This is a genomic window from Rhodanobacter sp. UC4451_H18, assembly GCF_052978225.1.
This window is the reverse complement of record NZ_CM129663.1, coordinates 2,209,098-2,231,201: the sequence shown is the minus strand read 5'-3', so window position 1 is coordinate 2,231,201 and position 22,104 is coordinate 2,209,098. Positions and strand designations below refer to the sequence as shown.

Here is a 22,104-nt window from a genome sequence, read left to right as displayed (position 1 = left end):
GCGAGCCGCCCCTGACTTTCGGCACAGATGACGGCAACCGGTCCCCACGCTCGGTTATGCTGATTTTTTTTGTCTGGGGAAGCACCATGCCTCGCCTGTTGTTCGCCGCCCTCGCCGCCTTGCTGGCGCTTCCCGCCGCCGCGGCCACGCCGACTGCCGGCGCGTCCACCCCGCTGGACCTGGAAACCATCATGGCCGACGCCGACTGGATGGGACAGCCGGTGGAGAATCCCTACTGGAGCGTGGACGGCCGCAGTCTCTATTACGAACTGAAGCGCGACGGCAGCTCGGTGCGCGACCTGTACCGCGTCGACCCGGCCAGCGGCAGCAGCGTGAAGCTCGATCCGGCGGCGATGGCCGGCGCCGACGGCCCGGCGGTGTTCGATCGTGCGCACCGGCACGCGGCCTTTGTCCTGCACGATGACATCTTCCTGGTCGACCTGGCCAGCGGCCGGCGCCGCCAGGTCACCCTGACCACGCAGCGCGAGTCCGCGCCGCAGTTTTCCGCCGACGGCCGCGCGCTGCAGTACCGCGCCGGCAACGACTGGTACAGCTACGACCTGGCGAAGGGCGTCAGCGCGCCGGTGGCCGAGCTGAAGTTCGCCGACGACCCGCAGGCGAAGCAGCCCGACGACCTCGGCCAGCTGCAGCTGGACCTGTTCAAGACGCTGCGCGCGATCAAGGCCGACAAGGAAGCGGTGCGCGAGCACGCGCAGGCGCTGGAGGCGGCCGATGCCGGCCGGGCGCCGCGGCCGTTCTGGCTGGGCGACAAGATCAAGGCGGTCAACAGCACGCTGTCGCCGAACGGCCGCTGGCTGCTGCTGGTGACCGAGCCCAAGCAATACAAGGCCGGCAAGGCCTCGGTGGTCAACCACTACGTCACCGACAGCGGCTACACCGAGGCGGAAGACGCGCGCAGCTACGTCGGCCGCGCCGACCCGGCACCGCAGTCGCTGCTGCTGCTGGACCTGGCGCAGCACAAGAGCTACCCGCTGACGACCGATGCGCTGCCCGGCATCAAGACCGATCCGCTCGCGGCGCTGCGCAAGCAGACGGTGGCCGCGCTGGAGAAGGCCGGCAAGGCCGACCAGGCCAAGGCGCTGAAGGCGCCCGAGGTACGGCCGGTCACGGTGAACTTGCGCGGCCTGGTGTGGAGCGAGGATGGCGCGAACCTGGCGGTGCAACTGCGCGCGATCGACAACAAGGACCGCTGGATCGCCAGCGTCGATTTCACGCAGCACGTGCTGACAAGCCAGCATCGGCTGACCGACCCGGCGTGGATCAACTGGAGCTTCAACGACTTCGGCTGGCTCAAGGACGGCCGCACGCTGTGGTACCTGAGCGAGCAGGACGGCTACTCGCGGCTGTACGCCAAGCCGCTCGACGGCAAGGCGCGCGCGCTCACCGGCGCCGGCAGGTTCGAGGTCAGCGCGCCGCAGCTGAGCGAGGACGGTCAGTGGTTCTACGTGCTGGCCAACAAGGTTGCGCCGTACAGCTACGACGTCTACCGCGTGCCTTCCGCCGGTGGTGAGCTGAGCCGGCTGACGCAGCTCCAGGGCGTGGAAAGTTTCGTGCTGTCGCCGGACGACCGGCAGCTGGCCGTGCTGCACGGCTCGCCTTACCGGTTCGACCAGCTCGCCGTGGTGGACGCCGCCGGCGGCGCCGCGAAGGAGCTCACCCACACCATGAAGAGCGCCTACATGGCGCACGACTGGATCGCGCCGAAGATCGTCCAGGTGCCCTCCTCGCACGGCGCCGGGGTGGTGTATGCCAAGTACTACGGCCCGGCCGACGAGGCCGCCGCGCCGGCCTCGCGCCCGGCGGTGATCTTCATCCATGGCGCGGGCTATCTGCAGGACGTGACGCTGCAGGCCACGCCGTATTTCCGCGAGCAGATGTTCAACAACCTGCTGGTGCAGCAGGGCTACGTGGTGCTGGACATGGACTACCGCGGCTCGGCCGGCTACGGCCGCGACTGGCGCACCGCGATCTACCGCAACATGGGTCACCCCGAGCTGGAGGACCTGCTCGACGGCAAGGCGTGGCTGGTCAAGCACCACGGTGTCGATCCGCAGCGCGTGGGCCTCTACGGCGGCAGCTACGGCGGCTTCATGACCGAGATGGCCTTGCTGCGTGCGCCGGGCGAGTTCGCCGCCGGCGCGGCGCAGCGTCCGGTCACCGACTGGACCAGCTACAACCACGAGTACACCTCCAACATCCTCAACGACCCGCAGCTCGACCCGGAGGCGTACAAGACCAGCTCGCCGATCGAGTACGCCGCCAACCTGCGCGACCCGCTGCTGATGCAGCACGGCCTGATCGACAACAACGTGATGGCCAGCGACACGATCCGGCTGTACCAGCGCTTCATCGAGCTGCACAAGAAGAACTTCTGGATGTCGCTGTACCCGATGGAACGCCACGGCTTCGTCCACGCCGATTCCTGGTACGACGAATACCGCCGCATCGACGAGCTGTTCGACACCTACGTGAAGCCGGTGCGCGAGCGCGCGCACTGAGGCACTGAACGTCACCGCCCGCCGGAACGGCGGGCGGTGGGCACGGGGCACCGCGACGCGGCGGGCTACAATGCGCGGCCTCCCTGCCTGTCCGGTACCACCCGATGCCTCGCCTCCGCCTCGCCGAACCGCTCGTGATGCTGGCGACGGTGGTGCAGTGGCTGGTGCTGTCGATCGTCACCGGCGCGGTGATCGGAGTGGGCTGCAGCCTGTTCCTGCGCGCGCTGTTCGCCACCTCCGGGCACACCTACGCGATCTCGTGGTGGGCGCAGGCCGGCCTGCTGCTGGCCGGCGGCCTGGCCAACGGCCTGCTGCTGCATTACGGCTATCGCCTGCGACGCAGCAACTTCGACGACTCGCCGATCGTGGCGGTCAACGAGCAGCGCGGCAAGATGCCGTTCCGCACCTTGTGGATCAAGCCGGTGGCAGCGCTGATCACGCTGGGCTGCGGCGGCTCGGCCGGCAAGGAAGGGCCGTGCTCGCACATCGGCGCCAGCCTCGCCGCCGGCATCGGCCGGGTGCTGCACCTGAACCCGGAGCTGCGCAAGCGACTGCTGGCCTGCGGCGTGAGCGCCGGTTTCGCCAGCGTGTTCGGCACCCCGATCGCCGGGGCGATCTACGGCGTGGAGATGCTGGCGATCGGCCGCATCCGCCACGACTTCCTGTTTCCCGGCATCGTCGCCGGGGTCACCGCGTTCGAGGTCAGCAAGGCGCTCGGCGTGCCGTATCCGGTCTACCGCATCGCCTTCGTCGGCGATTTCACCGAGCTGCTGTTCCTCAAGACGGTGCTGATCGGCATCCTCTGCGGCGCGGCGGCGTGGGTGTTCGTCGAACTGTTGCAGACCATCCGCCGCGCGTTCGTCACCCTGCGCGAGCGCTACGCGCTGTGGCCGCCGCTGTTGCCGATGGCCGGCGCGGTGGTGCTGGCGCTGCTGCTCCTGGTGCTGCCGACGGATTACCTCGGGCTGAGCCTGCCGCTGATGGATCGCGCACTGGACGGGCAGTCGATGCCGACCCTGGGTTTCCTGTGGAAGGCGTTGCTGGTGGCGATCACGCTGGGCTCGGGCTTCTACGGCGGCATCGTGACGCCGCAGTTCGTGATCGGCGCCGTGCTGGGCGGCGCGTTCGCCCCGATGCTGGGGCTGGCGCCCGCGCTCGGCGCGGCAGTGGGACTGGTGGCGGTGGTGGCCTCGGCCTCCAACGCGCCGATCGCGGCGATCCTGATGGGCGTGGAACTGTTCGGCTCCGATTCGACCCTGTACGTGGCCGGCGCCTGCGTCGCGGCGTATCTGATCATCGGCCATCGCAGCGTGTATCCGGCGCAGCAGATCGCCTTCAGCAAGTCGTCGTGGATCTTCGCCCGCGCCGACCTGCCGGTGGGCCAGGAAAAGGTGCGCCTGTCGTACGGCCTGCTGCGCTGGTGGACCAGGCGGCGACGCCAGCTGGGGCGACGCGACGACGAGCGCCTGCCCTGAGCGTGGCGCACTCGGCCAGCGGGCATAGAATCGGGGTTCCCCTCGCGCTTCGAGCACCGCCATGTCCCGCCGCAGCCTGAACCTGGACGACACGCTCTATCGCTACCTGCTCGACCACTCGCTGCGCGAGCATCCGCAGCAGGTGGCGCTGCGCGAGGCGACGCAGGAACATCCGCGCGCGCAGATGCAGATTTCGCCGGAGCAGGGGCAGTTCATGGCCTTGCTGGTGAAACTGATCGGTGCGCGGCGCTGCATCGAGGTCGGTGTGTTCACCGGTTACAGCGCGCTGTCGGTGGCGCTGGCGCTGCCCGAAAACGGCCATCTGCTGGCTTGCGACATCAGCGCGGAGTTCACCGCGGTCGGCCAGCCGTTCTGGGCGCGCGCCGGCGTGGCGCACAAGATCGAGCTGCGCCTGGCGCCGGCGCGCGAGACGCTGGACGCGCGCCTGGCCGCCGGCGAAGCCGGGAGTTACGACTTCGCCTTCATCGACGCGGACAAGAGCGGCTACGACGATTACTACGAGCGCTGCCTGCGCCTGCTGCGCCCCGGCGGCCTGCTGGCGATCGACAACGTGCTGTGGGGCGGCGCGGTGGCGCAACCCGCGCACGACGCCGACACCCTTGCGCTGCAGGCATTGAACGACAAGCTGCACCACGACGAGCGCATCGACTTGTCGATGCTGCCGCTGGGCGACGGTCTCAGCCTGGCGCGCAAGCGCTGATCGCGACGCGCTTTTTGCACCAGCTTCACCCGTGCGCGGGCACACTCGCCGCGATGCGGCTCTCGCCCGGCACCCGTTCCACCGCCGTCCGACCGCCGACCCCGACTCTCACCGGAGACACTCCCACGATGGCGACACCCCGCTCGGATGCATTGGTTTTCTTCGGCGCCACCGGCGACCTGGCCTACAAGAAGGTCTTCCCGGCGCTGCTGGCGATGACGCGCGACGGCGATCTGGAGGTGCCGGTGATCGGCGTGGCGCTGTCCGGCTGGACGGTGAAGCAGCTGCGCCAGCGTGCGCTCGACAGCGTGCGGCAGGCGGCGAAGGAGCACGGCGAGAAGTTCGACAAGGCGGTGTTCGACAAGCTTGCGGCACGGCTGCAGTACGTCGACGGCGACTACGCCGACCCGGCCACCTTCGCCCGGCTGAAACAGGCGCTGGGCAAGGCGAAGCGGCCGCTGCATTACCTGGCGATCCCGCCCAGCCTGTTTGGCACGGTGGTCAAGGGGCTGCAGCAGGCCGGCTGCGCCGACGACGCGCGGGTGGTGGTGGAGAAGCCGTTCGGCCACGATCTCGCTTCCGCGCGCGCGCTCAACCGCACGCTGCGCTCGGTGTTTCCGGACGAGGCGATCTTCCGCATCGATCACTTCCTGGGCAAGGAAGCGATCATGAACATCCTGTATTTCCGCTTCGCCAACTCGTTCCTCGAACCGATCTGGAATCGCGACCACATCGCCAGCGTGGAGATCACGCTGGCCGAGCAGTTCGGGGTGAAGGGGCGCGGCGCGTTCTACGACGGCGCCGGCTGCCTGCGCGACGTGATCCAGAACCACCTGATGCAGATCGTGGCGCTGCTGGCGATGGAGCCGCCTGCCTACCAGGGCTTCGAGGCGGTGCATGCGGAGAAGGCCAAGGTGTTCCAGGCGATGCGTCCGCTCGCGCCCGACGACCTGGTGCGCGGCCAGTACCGCGGCTATCGCAAGGAGCCGGGCGTGGCCAAGGGTTCGGACGTGGAGACCTACTGCGCGTTGCGGCTGTTCATCGACTCCTGGCGCTGGGGCGGCGTGCCCTGGTACCTGCGTTCGGGCAAGTGCCTGCCCGAGACGGTGGCCGAGATCATGGTGATGCTGAAGGCGCCGCCGCAGCAATTGTTCGACGACGCGGTGACCCGCCCCGGCCGCGCCAACTACCTGCGCCTGCGCGTGTCGCCGACCACCGCGATGGCGCTGGCGGCGCGGGTCAAGCGTGCCGGCAAGGAGTTTGTCGGCGACCAGCGCGAGCTGTTCCTGATGGACGAGCAGGCCGGCGAGGAGCTGCCCTACGAGCGCCTGCTCGGCGACGCGATGGCCGGCGACGGCGCCTTGTTCACGCGCGAGGATGCGGTCGAGGCGGCGTGGCAAGTGGTCGATCCGGTGCTGACGAACCACCACCCGGCGATCCCCTATCGCCCCGGCAGCTGGGGCCCGAAGGAGGCCGACGCGCTGATCGCCGCCGACGGCGGCTGGCACAACCCGGTGCTCGACGAGCACGCGGAGCGCACGTCATGAGCGAGGCCGCGGCGCTGGTGTTCCTGCTCGACGTGGACAACACCCTGCTCGACAACGACCGCTTCGGTGCCGACCTCGGCGACACCCTGGCCGCGGCCTTCGGCAACGACCAGCGCGATCGCTACTGGTCGCTCTACCGGCAGCGCCGCGACGAGTGCGGCTATGCCGATTATCTCGAAACGCTGCAGCGCTTCCGCAGCGGCCTGGACAACGAGCCGGCGCTGCTGCAGATGTCGAAGTACCTGCTGGAGTATCCGTTCGAGCAACGGCTGTACCCGCACGCGCTGGAGACCATCGCGCACCTGCGCACGCTGGCACCCACGGCGATCCTTTCCGACGGCGACGTGGTGTTCCAGCCGCGCAAGATCCAGCGTGCCGGGATCTGGGCGGCGGTGCGCGGCGAGGTGCTGATCTACATCCACAAGCAGCGCATGCTGGTGGCTGTGCAGCAGCGCTACCCGGCCGCCCACTACGTGATGGTGGAGGACAAGCCGCAGCTGCTGGCCGACATGAAGCGGCAGCTGGGCGAGCGGATCACCACCGTGTTCGTGCGCCAGGGCCACTATGCCGCCGAAGGTGAACACGAGCGCATCGAGCCGCCGCCGGACCAGACCATCGCGTGCATCGGCGAGTTGCGCGGGCGTAAGCTTGAAGACTTCCTGCCGAGCGCGCCCACCATCGCGCTCGCGGCCGAGTGAACGCGGCGACGGCAGGGCGATCGACACATCGAAGCGATTCCGGAGCAAGCATGAAAGCGACCCGACAACTGCACGACCTCGGCCAGAGCCTGTGGCTGGACAACATCACCCGCACCCTGCTCGACGACGGCACCCTGGCGCGCTACATCAACGAGGATTCGATCACCGGGCTGACCTCCAACCCGAGCATCTTCGACAAGGCGATCGGCGACGGCGACGCCTATGACGCCGGCATCCACGCCAAGACCCTGGCCGGACTCGCCGGCGAGAAGCTGTTCATCGAGCTGGCGCTGGAGGACCTGCGCCGCGCCGCCGACCTGTTCGCGCCGGTGTACCAGCGCACCGCCGGGGTGGACGGCTGGGTGTCGATGGAGGTCTCGCCGCTGCTGGCCGCCGACACCGCCGGCTCGGTCGCCGCGGCGCGGCAGATCCACGCCGCCGGCAAGCGCGACAACCTGTTCGTCAAGATCCCCGGCACGCCCGAGGGCGTGGGCGCGATCGAGGAGTCGATCTTCCTCGGCATCCCGATCAACGTGACCTTGCTGTTCTCCTGCGCGCAGTACGAAGCCTCGGCGCAGGCCTACCTGCGCGGCATCGAGCGGCGCATCGAGGCGGGACTCGATCCGCGCGTGCGCTCGGTGGCCTCGCTGTTCGTCAGCCGCTGGGACGTGGCCGCCAACGAGCAGCTGCCCGAGGCGCTGCACAACCAGCTCGGCATCGCGGTGGCGCGGCAGGCCTATCGCGCCTACCGCCGGTTGCTGGCTTCCGACCGCTGGATGAAGCTCGCCGCCGCCGGGGCGCAGCCGCAGCGCCTGCTGTGGGCCAGCACCGGCACCAAGGACCCGAAGGCCTCCGACACGCTGTACGTCAGCACGCTGGCCGCACCCAACACGATCAACACGATGCCGGAGAAGACCCTGCACGCGTTTGCCGAGCACGGCCAGCTCGACGGCGTGATGCCGCTGGACGGCGGCGACGCCGACGCGGTGGTGCAGAAGGTCGGCGCGGCCGGCGTGGACGTCGATGCGCTGGCGGACAAGCTGCAGCGCGACGGCGCCGAGGCCTTCGTCAAATCCTGGAACCAGCTGCTGCAGCGGATCGCCGACAAGGCCGCGGCACTGGGCGACAAGGGCCAGGGACCGGCGATGCCATGAACCAGCCGCTGCCGACCACACTGCCGGCCTGGCAGGCGCTGCAGCAGCACGCCGCCGTCATCGGCCGCAAACATCTGCGCGACCTGTTCGCGGGCGATCCGCGGCGCGGCGAGACGTTCGCGCTGGCGGACGTCGACCTGTACCTGGACTACTCCAAGCAGCGCGTCGACGCCGACACGCTGCGCCTGCTGCGCGAACTGGCGTTGGCCTGCCACCTGCCGGAGCGTACCGCGGCGATGTTCCGCGGCGAGCGGATCAACCGCACCGAGGACCGCGCCGTGCTGCACGTGGCACTGCGCGCGCCGCGCGGCGAGCGCATCGAGGTGGACGGCCGCGACGTGGTCGCCGACGTGCACGCGGTGCTCGATCGCATGGCGGCCTTCGCCGACCGCGTGCGCGGCGGCGAATGGCGCGGGCACAGCGGCAAGCCGATCCGCAACGTGATCAGCATCGGCATCGGCGGCTCGGACCTCGGCCCGGTGATGGCGTACGAGGCGCTGCGCGACTACAGCCGGCGCGACATGACGTTCCGCTTCGTCTCCAATGTCGACGGCACCGATTTCGTCGAGGCCACGCGCGACCTGGACGCGGCCGAGACGCTGTTCATCGTCTGCTCCAAGACCTTCACCACGCTGGAGACGCTGACCAACGCGCATGCGGCGCGGGCCTGGTGCCTCGCCGCGCTGGGCGACGCCGATCCCGAAAAGAGCGGGGCGGTGGCGAAACACTTCGTGGCGGTGTCCACCAACGCCGCCGAGGTGGCGAAGTTCGGCATCGACACCGCGCAGATGTTCGGCTTCTGGGACTGGGTCGGCGGGCGCTACTCGATGGATTCGGCGATCGGCCTGTCCACCATGCTGGCGGTCGGGCCGGAACATTTCCGCGAGATGCTGGCCGGCTTCCACGCCATGGACGAGCATTTCCGCCACGCGCCGTACGAGCGCAACCTGCCGGTGCTGATGGGCCTGCTGGCGATCTGGAACAACAACTTCCTGGATGCCGCCACGGTCGCGGTGCTGCCGTACGAGCAGTACCTCAAGCGCCTCCCGGCCTACCTGCAGCAGCTCACCATGGAGAGCAACGGCAAGCGCGTCACCCTCGACGGCACGGCTGTGGACTACGCCACCGGACCGATCTACTGGGGCGAGCCGGGCACCAACGGGCAGCACTCGTTCTACCAGCTGATCCACCAGGGCACGCGCCTGGTGCCGTGCGACTTCATCGGCTTCGCGCAGCCGCTCAACCCGCTGGGCAACCAGCACGACCTGCTGATGGCGAACCTGATCGCCCAGGGCGAGGCGCTGGCGTTCGGCAAGACCACCGGGGAAGTGCGCGCCGCCGGCACCGATGCGGCACTGGCACCGCATCGCACCTTCCCCGGCAACCGGCCCAGCAGCACGATCCTCGCCCGGCGCCTGACCCCGCGCGTGCTGGGCAGCCTGATCGCGCTGTACGAGCACAGCGTGTTCGTGCAGGGCGTGATCTGGAACATCGACTCGTTCGACCAGTGGGGCGTGGAACTGGGCAAGCAACTGGCCAAGACCACCATCGCCGAGCTGACCGCGGCCGACGAGCCGAAGCTCGCCCACGACAGCTCCACCAACACCCTGATCCGCCGCTACCGCCAACTGCGCGACGGTCACACCTGACGCTTTCCTTTGTAGGAGCGCACTTGTGCGCGACGCCTTTCGTGACGTGACGAAGAGCATCGCGCACAAGTGCGCTCCTACAGGCACGGCATTCCCATCGCACGAACTCCGAGCATCCATGAGCCAGACAATAAGCCCGCTCGCCGGCAAGCCGGCGCCGAAATCCATCCTGGTCGACGTGCCGAAACTGCTCGCCGCCTATGCCGATACCCGGCCCGACCCGTCGGTGCCCTCGCAGCGCGTGGCGTTCGGCACGTCCGGCCACCGCGGCAGCTCGCTGCAGGGCAGCTTCAACGAGTGGCACATCCTGGCGATCACCCAGGCGATCTGCGAGTACCGTGCGGGCAAGGGCATCGACGGCCCGCTGTTCATCGGCTTCGATACCCATGCGCTGTCGCAGCCGGCGTTCGAGAGCGCGCTGGAAGTGCTGGCCGCGCACGGCGTCACCACGATGGTTTCCAGCGGCGGCGAGTTCACGCCCACGCCCGCGATCTCGCACGCGATCCTGGTGTACAACCGCGGGCGCAGCAACGGCCTGGCCGACGGCATCGTCATCACGCCCTCGCACAACCCGCCAGACAACGGTGGCTTCAAATACAACCCGACCAACGGCGGCCCCGCCGACACCGACATCACCCGCTGGGTGGAGAACCGTGCCAACGCGCTGATCGAGGACGGCCTGAAGGAAGTCAGGCGCATGCCGTTCGCGCAGGCGCGCAAGGCGGCCGGCACGCGCGAGCATGACTATCTCGACCGCTACGTGGCCGACCTCGCCAACATCGTCGACTTCGACCTCATCCGCAGCGCCGGCGTGCACATGGGCGTCGATCCGCTGGGCGGCGCCGGCGTGCACTACTGGGCACCGATCGCCGAGCGCTACCGGCTCGACCTCACCGTGGTCAGCGAAACGGTCGATCCGCAGTTCGCCTTCATGAGCGTGGACTGGGACGGCAAGATCCGCATGGATCCATCGTCGAAGTACGCGATGCAGCGGCTGATCGGCCTGAAGGACCAGTACGACGTTGCGTTCGCCTGCGATACCGACCACGACCGCCACGGCGTGGTGACGGGCTCCGGCGGCCTGATGGAGCCGAACCACTACCTGTCGGTGCTGGTCGACTACCTGTTCCGCCACCGCCCGCAGTGGAGCGGGGATGCGGCGGTCGGCAAGACCGTGGTCAGCACCGCGCTGATCGACCGCGTGGTGAAGCGGCTGGGGCGCAAGTTGTACGAGGTGCCGGTCGGCTTCAAGTGGTTCTCCCAGGGCCTGTTCGACGGCTCGCTCGGCTTCGGCTGCGAGGAAAGCGCCGGTGCCTCGCTGCTGCGCCGCGACGGTTCGGTGTGGGCCACCGACAAGGACGGCCTGGTGCCCTCGCTGCTCGCCGCCGAGATCACCGCGCGCGAGGGCCGCGACCCGGGCGAGCTGTACCGCCAGCTCACCGACGAACTCGGCCGACCCTTCAGCAACCGCGTCGAAGCCGCCGCCACCCCGGCGCAGAAGGCGAAGCTGGCCAAGCTCTCGCCCGACCAGTTGCACACTGATCGATTGGCCGGCGAGAAGATCGAGCGGGTGCTGGACAAGGCGCCCGGCAACGGCGCGGCGATCGGCGGCATCAAGGCAGTCGCCGCCAGCGGCTGGTTCGCCGCGCGCCCGTCGGGCACCGAGGCGATCTACAAGATCTACGCCGAGAGTTTCAAGGACGAGCGGCACCTGCAAGCCCTGCTCGACGAGGCCCAGAAGATCGTCGACACCGCCATCGCGTAGGGCGGGCACCGCCCGCCAGCCGTCGGCGGGAGCCGACGGCGCATCGCGTCCATTCCATCGGAGAAACCATCATGTCCCACGACCTCGACCAGCAATGCATCAACACGCTCCGCTTCCTGTCGGTGGACATGGTGCAGAAGGCCAACAGCGGCCATCCCGGCCTGCCGCTGGACGCCGCGCCGATGGCCTACGTGCTGTGGACAAAGCACATGAAGTTCCATCCGGCCGACCCGCACTGGCCGGGCCGCGACCGCTTCGTGCTCTCCGCCGGCCACGGCTCGGCCCTGCTCTACAGCCTGCTGCACGTCACCGGCTACGACCTGTCGCTGGATGACATCAAGCAGTTCCGCCAGTGGGGCAGCAAGGCGCCGGGCCATCCCGAGTACGGCCACACGCCGGGCGTGGAGGTCACCACCGGGCCGCTCGGCCAGGGCCTGGCCAATGCGGTAGGCATGGCGATCGGCGAGGCGCAGCTGGCGGCCACCTACAACCGCGACGGCCACACCGTGATCGATCACCGCACCTGGGCCATCGTCAGCGACGGCGACCTGATGGAAGGCGTCGCCTCCGAAGCGGCCTCGCTGGCCGGCCATCTCAAGCTCGGCAAGCTGGTGTGCCTGTACGACGACAACTACGTCACCCTGGCCGCCGGCACCGACATCACCTTTTCCGAGGATCGCGCCAGGCGCTTCGAGGCCTACGGCTGGCAGACGATCAAGGTGGATGACGGCAACGACGTCGCCGCGATTGACCGGGCCTTGAACGATGCCGTGGCGGAGACCGCGCGGCCCACCCTGATCCTGGTGCGCACCCACATCGGCTACGGCTCGCCCAAGCAGGACAGCTACAAGGCGCACGGTTCGCCGCTGGGCGTGGAGGACGTCAAGGCGACCAAGGAAAAACTGGGCTGGCCGACGGAGCCGGACTTCCTGGTGCCGGAGCCCGCGCTCAGGCATTTCCACGAAGCCGGGCGGCGCGGCGCGCAGGCGCAGTCCGAATGGAACAGCCGTCTGGACGGCTATGCCAGGGCCTTTCCCGAGCTGGCCGCAGAATTGCGCGGGCGCCTGCGCGGCGAACTGCCGGAAAACTGGGATGCCGATATTCCGGGTTTCGACGCCGACCCCAAGGGCCTGGCCACGCGCGAGGCCGGCGGCAAGGTGATGAACGCGATCGCGCCGCATCTGCCGGCATTGTTCGGCGGCTCGGCCGACCTCGACTCCTCCACCTTCACCAACTTGAAGGGCTTCGGCGACTTCAATCCCGCGGCCACCAAGGGCCTCGATACGCAGGGTTCGGACAGCGCCGGCTGGAGCAACGCCGGCCGCAACCTGCACTTCGGCGTACGCGAGCATGCGATGGGCGCGATCGTCAACGGCCTGGCCGTGCACGGCGGCTTCATCCCGTACGGCTCGACCTTCCTGATCTTCTCCGACTACATGCGCCCGGCGATCCGGCTGGCCGCGCTGATGGGCGTGCACGCGATCCACGTGTTCACCCACGACAGCATCGCGCTGGGCGAAGACGGCCCCACCCACCAGCCGATCGAGCAACTGGCCAGCCTGCGCGCGATACCCAACCTCGTGCTGATCCGCCCCGCCGATGCCAACGAGACCGCGGTGGCGTGGAAGGTGGCGCTGGCCACCACCGGCAAGCCGGTGCTGTTCGCGCTGTCGCGGCAGAAACTGCCCACGCTCGACCGCAGCCGCTGCGCCAGCGCCGACGGCCTGCGCCAGGGCGCTTACGTGCTGCGCGATGCAACGGACGGCCAGAAGCCGGCGCTGATCCTGATCGCCACGGGTTCGGAGGTCAGCCTGATCGTGCAGGCCGCCGAGCAGCTCGAGAGCCGCGGCATCGCCGTGCGCTGCGTGTCGATGCCGAGCTGGGAGCTGTTCGAGGCGCAGTCGCAGGCCTACCGCGACGAGGTGCTGCCGCCCGACGTCACCGCCCGCCTTGCGGTGGAACTGGGTGTGGCCCAGGGCTGGCAGCGCTACACCGGCGCCCACGGTGACATGCTGGGCATCGACCGCTTCGGCGCCTCCGCCCCGGCCGAGGTGCTGCTGCGCGAATACGGCTTCACCGTCGAGAACGTGGTGCAACGGGCGAAGGCCTTGCTGCAACGCTGACCGTCACGCGGAGCCCCGCGAACGCGAAGGCTTGCGCGACCGCGTCGGCCGGCCTGGTTCCGATGCGTGCCGGTTCGAGCGGATCAGAGCAGCGGGATGTCCTTTGGATCGCTCGCCACGCCAAGCTTCTTGCGGTAGTCGCCCCAGACGCCCATCTCGGGCGTGCGCTGGATGCCGTGGTCGCGCAGCCAGTGCTGGCAACGACGCTGCCACTCGATGCCGTCGGGCCGCACCGGCGCATAGTAGATGTCTTCCACCATCGGCATGCGGCCATAGTTGAACGTGCCGGGGTCGGCCTTGATCTTGCGGGTCGGGTCGGCGCCGTGTTGCAGCAACCAGTAGGCCTGCTCGAAATCGGCGTATTGCGTGTACCAGTTGAGCACGGTGTTGTAGCCGTCGGTGGTGTACAGCGGCTGGTTGATGTTGGCGCCGCGCTCGATCAACAACTGCACGTTGGGCCAGACGTGATGCAGCGTGGCGACGTAGGTGAGCTGCTCGTTGTTGGAGCTCATCGTGTTCGGATCGCCGCCGCGATCAAGCAGCAGCTTGAGGTAGCGCTGGTCGGGCAGGCCTGCAGCGAAGACCATGGCGTTGTTGCGCTGCTTGCCATACTTGCGCAGCGGTTCGACCTTGCGCGCATTGGGGTTGGCGCCGTTGTCCAGCAGCAGGCGCAGGCCGTCGAAGTTCTGGTTGATGATCGGCCAGGCGACCATCGGCATGTTGGCCTGGTCGAAGATCGTGTCCGGGTTGACGCCCTCGTCCTTGATCAGGTGGCGGATGGCGGCGCCATCCTTGCGATCCACTGCCTGGGCCAGTTCCAGCGCCTTGCCCTGGAAGTAATCCGTGGCGCGAAACGGTTGCCTGGCCGGTGGCGGCGGGATCGAGCAGGCCACCAGGCCGAGGCTGCCGAGAGCCAGCCATCCGATCAGGGTTGCCGCACGCAGATGTCGATGCCAACGTTCCATGTCGTGTCGCTTCCTTGGGATTACAGCAACGGGATGTCTTCAGGCTTGTGCGGATCGCCGAGCCCTTCCCGAAACTTCGCCCAGCGACCCATCTCGTTCGTGCGTGGGATGCCGTGATCGCGCAACCAGTGCTGACACTTGCGCTGCCATTCGATGACGTCAGGCTTGATGACGTCCGCGTAGTAGATGTCCTCGACCATCGGCATGCGGCCGTAGTTGGGCGTGCCGGGATCGGCGCTCATCTGCCGGGTGGGGTCGGCGCCATGTTGCAGCAACCAATAGGCCTGCTGGAAGTCGCCAAACCCTGTGTACCAGCTGAGCACGGTGTCTGCGCCATCGGTGGAGTAAAGCGGCTGGTTGATGTTGGCGCCGCGCTCGATCAACAGCTGCACGTTGGGCCAAACGTGATGCAGCGTGGCGACGTAGGTGAGCTGCTCGTCGTTGGAGCTCATCGTGTTCGGATCGCCGCCACGGTCGAGCAGCAGTTTGAGATAGCGCTGGTCGGGCAACCCGGCGGCGAAGACCAGGGCGTTGTCTTCTCCCGCCTTGCCGCGCTCGCGCAGCGGCATCATCTTGCGCGCATTAGGGTTGGCGCCGTTGTCCAGCAGCAGGCGCAGGCCGTCGAAGTTCTGGTTGATGATCGGCCAGGCGACCATCGGCATGTTGGCCTGGTCGAAGATCGTGTCCGGGTTGACGCCCTCGTCCTTGATCAGGTGGCGGATGGCGGCGGCATCCTTGCGATCCACTGCTTGCGCCAGTTCCAGCGCCTGGCCCTGGAAGTGGTCGGTGGCGCGAAACGGTTGCCTGCCCGGCGGCGGCGGTATCGAACAGGCGGCCAGGCCGCCGAGGATGAGCAGCCAGGCCACAGCCGCCACGCGCAGATGTCGATGCCAACGTTCCATGTCGTATCGCTTCCTTGGGGTTACAGCAGCGGGATGTCCTTCTCTTCACTGGGCAGGCCAAGTCTTTCGAGATCGGCCTGCATGGCCGGGCGTATCGGTGGCCGACCGATGCCATTGTCGCGCAGCCAGTGCTGGCACTTGCGCTTCCAATCGATTTCGCGAGGTTGGACCGGTTTGTAATAAATGTCCTCGACCATTGGCATGCGGCCGTAGTTGCGTGTGCCGGGATCGGCCTTGATCTTTCGAGTCGGGTCGGCACCGTGGAGCAGCAGCCAATAGGCCTGCTTGAAGTCACCGAACTCGGTGTACCAATTGAGCACGGTGTTATAGCCATCAGTGGAGTAAAGCGGCTGGTTGATATCGGCGCCGCGTTCGATCAACAGCTGCACGTTGGGCCAGACGTGATGCAGCGTGGCGACGTAAGTGAGCTGCTCGTCGTTGGAGCTCGTCGTGTTCGGATCGCCGCCGCGATCAAGCAGCAGCTTGAGGTAGCGCTGGTCGGGCAGGCCGGCGGCGAAGACCAGGGCGTTGTCTTCTCCCGCCTTGCCGCGCTCGCGCAGCGGCATCATCTTGCGCGCATTAGGGTTGGCGCCGTTGTCCAGCAGCAGGCGCAGGCCGTCGAAGTTCTGGTTGATGATCGGCCAGGCGACCATCGGCATGTTGGCCTGGTCGAAGATCGTGTCCGGGTTGACGCCCTCGTCCTTGATCAGGTGGCGGATGGCGGCGCCATCCTTGCGATCCACTGCCTGGGCCAGTTCCAGCGCCTTGCCCTGGAAATGATCCGTGGCGCGAAACGGTTGCCTGGCCGGTGGCGGCGGGATCGAACAAGCCCCCAGAACCAGACCACCGAACACGACCAACAACAGCAACCGAGCGAAACGTCCCTGAATTCGCATGTGGCATACCCTAGTGAGTTGCCGAAAAGCTTACCCGATTGACGCGCCCGCGGACCATGTCCATAGTGCGAACCTCGTGCAGTCAGATGGATCTGTGCGGCTCATCATGGAATCAGGGAGAACGATCATGCCGACCATGCCCGGTGATCCGGTATTGCCCGAGCAATCGCCGCATACGCTGCAGGAAAAGATCGAACAGGTACGACAGCGGCAGGAATTGCTGGCGCAATGGCGCGCCACGGGCAATCCCGAGTTGATCGAACGCGCCGATGTTCTGGACGGGCTATACCATGCTCGCGACATGGCCGAGTTGGACGACGATGTCTACCGTTCTGGGGCGCATGAACCAGCCTCACCTGGCCTCGGCTGGATACGCATCAGCGAGCATCCCGAGTTGCTTGAACAGCGGATGGGTGTGGACTGGAGCGAGCATGAGATTAGAGACCGCCTTCAGCCTCTGCATTCCGACTTCCGGGCAGAGATCTACGTGCCAGACCCCAAGGTCTACGGACCGGAAGTCAACCCCGCCGTTGCGCTGAAGGGTTCGAATGGGCCGGTTGCGGTGCCGGATGGCAAAGGCGGCATTGTCCTGCGCGAGTCCGCGCTGGAGGACTGGATCGAAAATGGCCGTCAAGGTGTTGGTTTGGAGAGCGACCACGCCGATCGAGCGATGAAGTTGAGCACAGATTTAAAGCACGACTTCGAGGGAATATTCGATCTCACAGGTCACTCCAAAGGAGGCGCTGGCGCCAGCGCCGCTGCCGAGGTGACCGGCATGCCGACATACACGTTCAACAGTGCCGGGCTGCATCCCAACACTGCGCACCGTTACGTGGAGCAGCACGGTGGGACGCTCTACGGGGCCTCGTCCATCCACAGCTACTACGTCCACGGCGAAATGCTCCACGACGCCCAGAGTGGCGTCCACGACATGGACGCGGTGACACGGGCGCAGTTGGGACTGGCCGCACGGCAGCTGGGCGAATTGGGACAGCTGGACGGCATGCAGGACCTGCTGCGCGCGCGACTAGCGCAGGCGTTGCCGTACGACCGCAAGATGCAGAACGACGCGATGGAGCTGGTGGCCTATCTCAGCTCCCATTCCGGCGCGAAGATCCTGGCCGGCGTGCCGCTGGCCGCCGGTGCCCACCCGATCGAACTGCCGCCGAAGATGCGCGATGCGCAGGGCCAGCTGGTGGATCGCCCGGCGCAGCCGTCGCTCGGCGAGCTCGGCGCCGATGCCGGCCCGCTGATGAACGTGGTGTCCGGCGCGCTTGCCGGCGGCGCGGGCGGCAAGCGCGTTGGCGATGCCATCGCTGCCGGCGGTCGCGGCATCGAGCACAGCGCGCAGCGCACCGGCGACCACGTGCAGCGCGGCATGCAGGTTTTCGGCTACGTGCTGAACGAGGGCGTGCAGGGTCACGGCCGGCTGGTGGCGGGCGCCATGCATTACGGTGCCGCCGCGGTCGCCGACCTGCGCGTGGTGCACGGCGAGGTCCGCGCCTCGGTCGAGCGCGGGCTGGGCACGCTGGCGCAACTGAGCGCGGACCTGGACGGCGCCGTGCTTCGTGCGGGTAGCCATGTCCCCGGCTTGCAGGGTCTGCGCCAGGTCGCCGACAACGAGGCGCGCCTCGCCGCCGCCCGCGCCGGGCATCACCAGGCGCAGGCCGACCGCGAATGGCACGAGGCGCAGCGCGATGCCGGCGCGATACGCCGGTTCGCCGACGTGGGCGCGGATCGCGTCCGGCACGCATCGAGCGTCGCCGGGCAGACGCTGGAACGTGAGGCACGGCAAGGCGGCGCGCGCATCGGTGACGGTTATCGCGCCTACGGCGCATCGGTGCGCCGCGCCACCGAACATGCTCCCGAAGCCGGCGCCGCCGTCGGTGCCGTCGCTGGCGCCGGCGCGGTCGCCGCCGGCGAGCTGCTGACCCATCCGGCTGGAACCGTGCGGCAGAGCAGCCACGTCGCGCAGCATGGCGAGGCCACCGTGGCCGAAGCGGTCAACCGCCACAGCATGAAAGACACGGTGTTGCCCAGCCTGGATGCAGACATCCGTCGCCAGGAACATGCGGGCATGGCATTGCTCCACATGCTGCAGCGCCCCGCGACCTCCGCGCGCATGCCGGCGACGGTCGGACAGGACCCGAGCGCCTTCGTGCAAGGCATGCTGGATTCCGCGCAATCCGGCAACTGGGATGCCTTTCGCCAGGGCACAAGGACGCTGGCGAGTCTGCCGGCGGGGCAGGCGCTGCACGCCGAGGCCATGCTTGCCGTGGATCGCCAGCAGCAGGCGGCCGCGTGGCAGGCACTGTCACCCCAGCAGGTGGAGCCGCAAGCCGCCGCGCTGGCGATGATGCGCTGAAGCGGCCGTCGGTATACAGGGAAGCCACGCCATGAACGAGACCGAATGCATGACCCTGGTCAGCCAGGCCGCGCAGTTGATGGAGCAGTTCGAGCGACGATGCGACCACCTCGGCGGGCGCCTGCAGGGGCTGATGCAGGACATGCAGGCGCTGGCCACGCAACTGCCCCGCGTCGTGGAGCAGGCCGCCGATGCCTCCATGCAGGCGCTGCCGGCGCGGGTAGCCCACGAGACGCGCGAAGGGCTGGGGCAGGCCGTGCAGCACTACCGGCAGCACCTGCAGGCATCGGGCGAGGAGGTGTCCGGCAGCGCCCACGCGCTGGCCGAACGGATCGAGCGCCTGGAGCGACTGCACCGGCATCTGCTGTGGAAGACCTTCGGCGCGGTGGCGCTGTGCCTGGCCTTGCTGCTCGCCGGCGGCGCGTGGCTGTCGCTGCACTATCGCAAGGTCATCGAGCAGAACCAGCTTTCCGCGCAGCTGCTGAAGGCATACAACGATGCCGATGTGAATCTGTGCGATGGGCAGTTGTGCGCCCGCGTGGACCTCAAGGCGCCGCGTTTCGGCGAACGCCGGCAATACCTGCCGGTGCTGCCGCGCTGAGCCCGGCGCGACGCGTCAGCGCCGTTCCCGCAATTCATTCGCCTCGCGCGCCAGCAGCTCGATGCCGGCCCAGTCGCCTGCCGCCAGTTTGTCGGCGGGGGTGAGCCAGGAGCCGCCCACGCACAGCACGTTGGGCAAGGCCAGGAAATCCGCGGCGTTGGCGAGGCTGATGCCGCCGGTGGGGCAGAAGCGAATCTGCGGCAGCGGGCTGGCCCAGGCGCCGAGCAGCTTGTGGCCACCGGCGGGCACGGCGGGGAAGAACTTCAGGTGGCGGTAGCCGCGCTCGAGCAGGCTCATCGCCTCGCTGGCGGTCGCTGCGCCGGGCAGCAGCGGCAGCGTGCTGTCGTCGGCCGCATCGAGCAGGCGCGGCGAGATGCCGGGCGACACCGCGAAGCGGGCGCCGGCCGCTTGCGCCGCGCGCAGGTCGCCAGCGCCGAGCACGGTGCCGACCCCCACCGTGGCGCCTTCGACCTCCGCGGCGATCGCGCGGATCGCGTCCAGCGCCACGCTCGTGCGCAAGGTCACCTCGATCGCCGGCGCACCGCCGGCAACCAGCGCACGCGCCATCGGCACCGCGTCCCTCAGCGCATGGATCACCACCACCGGAATCACCGGCGCCAGGCGCATAGTGGCTTCGATCTGTTCCTGCTTCTGCTCGATGAGGCTGGTCATGACATGGCTCGGTGGGTTGATGATCGGCATTTTCGGCGCTGGGCGAGTGGAGAAGGCTGCGGACGCCTTGCGCGGTGTGGGGCGGGTACGGCCCGTCGGCCTTTTTCTCCCGACTTCGCGGCCAGACGACCGCGGCGGGCCGTGCCTGCCCTGCGCCGCCTACAGCACGCCGGCGCCGAAATCGGCGCTGGTGGCGGCCTGCCGGAACAGGCCGAACAGCTCACGGCCCATGCCGGTGTGGTCGTGCGACAGGTCGGCGAGGTGCGGCAGGCGGGCATCCAGTTCGTCCGTCTCGACAAGGACGTCCAGACGTCCATTTGCAGCGTCGAGCCGGATCATGTCGCCATCGCGGATCTTCGCGATGTTGCCACCGGCGACCGCCTCGGGCGTCACGTGGATCGCCGCCGGCACGCGGCCGGAAGCCCCGGACATGCGCCCGTCGGTGAGCAGGGCGATGCGGTGGCCGCGGTCCTGCAGCACCGCCAGCGTGGGGGTGAGCTTGTGCAGCTCGGGCATGCCGTTGGCGCGCGGACCCTGGAAGCGCACCACCGCCACGAAATCGCGGTTGAGCTCGCCGCGCTGGTAGGCGCCGGCGACCTCGTCCTGGTCGTTGAACACGATCGCCGGCGCCTCGATCAGCAGGCGATCCTCCGGCACCGAGGAGACCTTGATCACGGCGCGGCCGAGGTTGCCGTCGAGCAGGCGCAAGCCGCCGTCGGGGCGGAACGGCTCGTCCACGCCGCGCAGCACGCCACGGTTGCCGCTCTGCTTCGGCACGGGTTTCCAGCGCAGCGTGCCGCTGTCGTCCAGATACGGTACCTGCGCGTAGCCCTCCAGGCCGGTGCCGAAGATGGTCTTGACGTCGCCGTGCAGCAGGCCGGCGCCGAGCAGCTGGTCGATCAGGAAGGCCATGCCGCCGGCGTCGTGGAACTGGTTCACGTCGGCGTAGCCGTTCGGATAGACGCGCGCCAGCAGCGGGATCACCCCGGACAGCGCGTCGAAGTCGTCCCAGCGCAACTGGATGCCCGCGGCCTGCGCCATCGCCACCAGGTGCAGCAGGTGGTTGGTCGAGCCGCCGGTGGCGTGCAGCCCGATCACGCCGTTGATGATGGCGCGCTCGTCGAGGTGGTGACCGAGCGGCAGGTAATGCCCGCCCAGCGCGCTGTTGGCGGCGACGCGGCGCACCACCTCGGCGGTGAGCGCGTCGCGCAGCGGCGTGTCCGGCGCGGTGAAGCTGGCGCCGGGCAGGTGCAGACCCATGATCTCCATCAGCATCTGGTTGGAGTTGGCGGTGCCGTAGAAGGTGCAGGTGCCGGCGGTGTGGTATGACGCGGCCTCCGCCTCGAGCAATTCGGCCTTGCTCGCCTTGCCGTCGGCGAACGCCTGGCGCACTTTCGACTTCTGTTCGTTGGGGATGCCGCTGGGCATCGGGCCGCTGGGCACGAAGGCCGCGGGAAGATGACCGAAGCTGAGCGCGGCGATCAGCAGGCCCGGCACGATCTTGTCGCAGATGCCGAGGAACAGCGCGCCGTCGAACATGTCGTGCGACAGCGCCACCGCGGTGGCCAGCGCGATCACGTCGCGCGAGAACAGCGACAGCTGCATGCCGGCACGGCCCTGGGTGATGCCGTCGCACATCGCCGGCACGCCGCCGGCGACCTGCGCGGTGAAGCCGGCGTCGCGCGCTATCTGGCGGATCAGCGCCGGATAGCGCTCGTACGGCTGGTGCGCCGAGAGCATGTCGTTGTAGGCGGTGACGATGGCCAGGTTGGCGCGGTGGCCGTTGCGCAGCGCGTCCTTGTCTTCGCTGCCGCACGCGGCGAACCCGTGCGCAAGGTTGCCGCAGGACAGGTGCCCGCGCCGCGGCCCGCTGCGATCCACCGCGTCGATCCGCGCGAGATACGCCGCGCGCGTCTCGCGGCTGCGTTCGCGCAGGCGTTCGGTGACTTCGGCGACGACGGGATGCAGCGTGGTCATGATTCAAATCCAGAAATGAGTGAAGACGAGTGAGAAACGAGAGACGGCGGGAGTGGCGGGTGCGGTTCACTCATT

Annotated in this window: 16 protein-coding genes; 11 read left to right on the top strand and 5 right to left on the bottom strand. The window is 68.4% G+C overall.

The window, feature by feature from the left end; genetic code table 11:
- Window positions 1-86: 86 nt before the first annotated feature.
- The 9 genes from ACVCMG_RS10085 (at window position 87) to tkt (ending at window position 13,651) form a co-directional block, all read left to right on the top strand.
- Entirely contained in the window at window positions 87-2,519 is a 2,433-nt protein-coding gene (locus ACVCMG_RS10085; RefSeq protein ID WP_447114029.1) for a S9 family peptidase, read from the top strand.
- Window positions 2,520-2,623: 104 nt separating this feature from the next.
- Window positions 2,624-3,994 carry a chloride channel protein gene (locus ACVCMG_RS10080; protein ID WP_447114028.1) on the top strand — a complete coding sequence of 457 codons (1,371 nt, stop codon included), beginning with the start codon at window positions 2,624-2,626 and terminating at the stop codon, window positions 3,992-3,994.
- A gap of 61 nt (window positions 3,995-4,055) precedes the next feature.
- Window positions 4,056-4,715, top strand: coding sequence for a class I SAM-dependent methyltransferase (locus ACVCMG_RS10075; RefSeq protein WP_395120855.1), 660 nt, complete (start codon window positions 4,056-4,058; stop codon window positions 4,713-4,715).
- A gap of 128 nt (window positions 4,716-4,843) precedes the next feature.
- Complete coding sequence (zwf, locus tag ACVCMG_RS10070; protein ID WP_447114027.1) at window positions 4,844-6,262, top strand: glucose-6-phosphate dehydrogenase; 1,419 nt, start codon at window positions 4,844-4,846, stop codon at window positions 6,260-6,262.
- Complete coding sequence (locus tag ACVCMG_RS10065) at window positions 6,259-6,960, top strand: HAD family hydrolase (RefSeq protein WP_395120857.1); 702 nt, start codon at window positions 6,259-6,261, stop codon at window positions 6,958-6,960. The genes zwf and ACVCMG_RS10065 overlap by 4 nt, the downstream gene beginning before the upstream one ends.
- A 50-nt stretch (window positions 6,961-7,010) precedes the next feature.
- Window positions 7,011-8,114 carry a transaldolase gene (gene tal, locus ACVCMG_RS10060; protein WP_395120858.1) on the top strand — a complete coding sequence of 368 codons (1,104 nt, stop codon included), beginning with the start codon at window positions 7,011-7,013 and terminating at the stop codon, window positions 8,112-8,114.
- Complete coding sequence (pgi, locus tag ACVCMG_RS10055; RefSeq protein WP_395120859.1) at window positions 8,111-9,763, top strand: glucose-6-phosphate isomerase; 1,653 nt, start codon at window positions 8,111-8,113, stop codon at window positions 9,761-9,763. Before tal ends, pgi begins: the two co-directional genes overlap by 4 nt.
- A gap of 118 nt (window positions 9,764-9,881) precedes the next feature.
- A complete protein-coding gene (gene pgm, locus ACVCMG_RS10050) occupies window positions 9,882-11,528 on the top strand; it encodes a phosphoglucomutase (alpha-D-glucose-1,6-bisphosphate-dependent) (protein ID WP_447114026.1) in 1,647 nt (548 codons plus the stop codon).
- A gap of 71 nt (window positions 11,529-11,599) precedes the next feature.
- Entirely contained in the window at window positions 11,600-13,651 is a 2,052-nt protein-coding gene (tkt, locus tag ACVCMG_RS10045; RefSeq protein ID WP_447114025.1) for a transketolase, read from the top strand.
- 83 nt (window positions 13,652-13,734) lie between these two features.
- On the opposite strand, the gene ACVCMG_RS10040 is transcribed toward tkt, so the two are convergent.
- From ACVCMG_RS10040 to ACVCMG_RS10030, 3 genes are read right to left on the bottom strand one after another with little or no spacing between them, the layout of a single operon-like run.
- Window positions 13,735-14,616 (bottom strand): ankyrin repeat domain-containing protein, encoded by an 882-nt coding sequence (locus ACVCMG_RS10040; RefSeq protein WP_447114024.1) that lies wholly within the window; start codon window positions 14,614-14,616, stop codon window positions 13,735-13,737.
- Window positions 14,617-14,636: 20 nt separating this feature from the next.
- Window positions 14,637-15,518, bottom strand: a complete 882-nt coding sequence (locus ACVCMG_RS10035; RefSeq protein WP_447114023.1) for an ankyrin repeat domain-containing protein — start codon at window positions 15,516-15,518, stop codon at window positions 14,637-14,639.
- Window positions 15,519-15,538: 20 nt separating this feature from the next.
- The gene (locus ACVCMG_RS10030; protein WP_447114022.1) at window positions 15,539-16,414 is read right to left on the bottom strand and encodes an ankyrin repeat domain-containing protein; all 876 of its coding nucleotides are present in this window, start codon (window positions 16,412-16,414) and stop codon (window positions 15,539-15,541) included.
- Between the two features lie 127 nt (window positions 16,415-16,541).
- Between ACVCMG_RS10030 and ACVCMG_RS10025 the strand changes: the two genes are divergently transcribed.
- Window positions 16,542-18,779 carry a hypothetical protein gene (locus tag ACVCMG_RS10025; protein WP_447114021.1) on the top strand — a complete coding sequence of 746 codons (2,238 nt, stop codon included), beginning with the start codon at window positions 16,542-16,544 and terminating at the stop codon, window positions 18,777-18,779.
- Window positions 18,780-18,810: 31 nt separating this feature from the next.
- Entirely contained in the window at window positions 18,811-19,380 is a 570-nt protein-coding gene (locus ACVCMG_RS10020) for a relaxation protein (protein ID WP_447114020.1), read from the top strand.
- A gap of 15 nt (window positions 19,381-19,395) precedes the next feature.
- Here ACVCMG_RS10020 and eda read toward each other — a convergent pair whose 3' ends face one another.
- Both eda and edd read right to left on the bottom strand, forming a co-directional pair.
- Window positions 19,396-20,052 carry a bifunctional 4-hydroxy-2-oxoglutarate aldolase/2-dehydro-3-deoxy-phosphogluconate aldolase gene (gene eda / locus ACVCMG_RS10015; RefSeq protein WP_447114019.1) on the bottom strand — a complete coding sequence of 219 codons (657 nt, stop codon included), beginning with the start codon at window positions 20,050-20,052 and terminating at the stop codon, window positions 19,396-19,398.
- Window positions 20,053-20,211: 159 nt separating this feature from the next.
- A complete protein-coding gene (gene edd, locus ACVCMG_RS10010) occupies window positions 20,212-22,029 on the bottom strand; it encodes a phosphogluconate dehydratase (protein ID WP_447097611.1) in 1,818 nt (605 codons plus the stop codon).
- Between the last annotated feature and the right edge of the window lie 75 nt (window positions 22,030-22,104).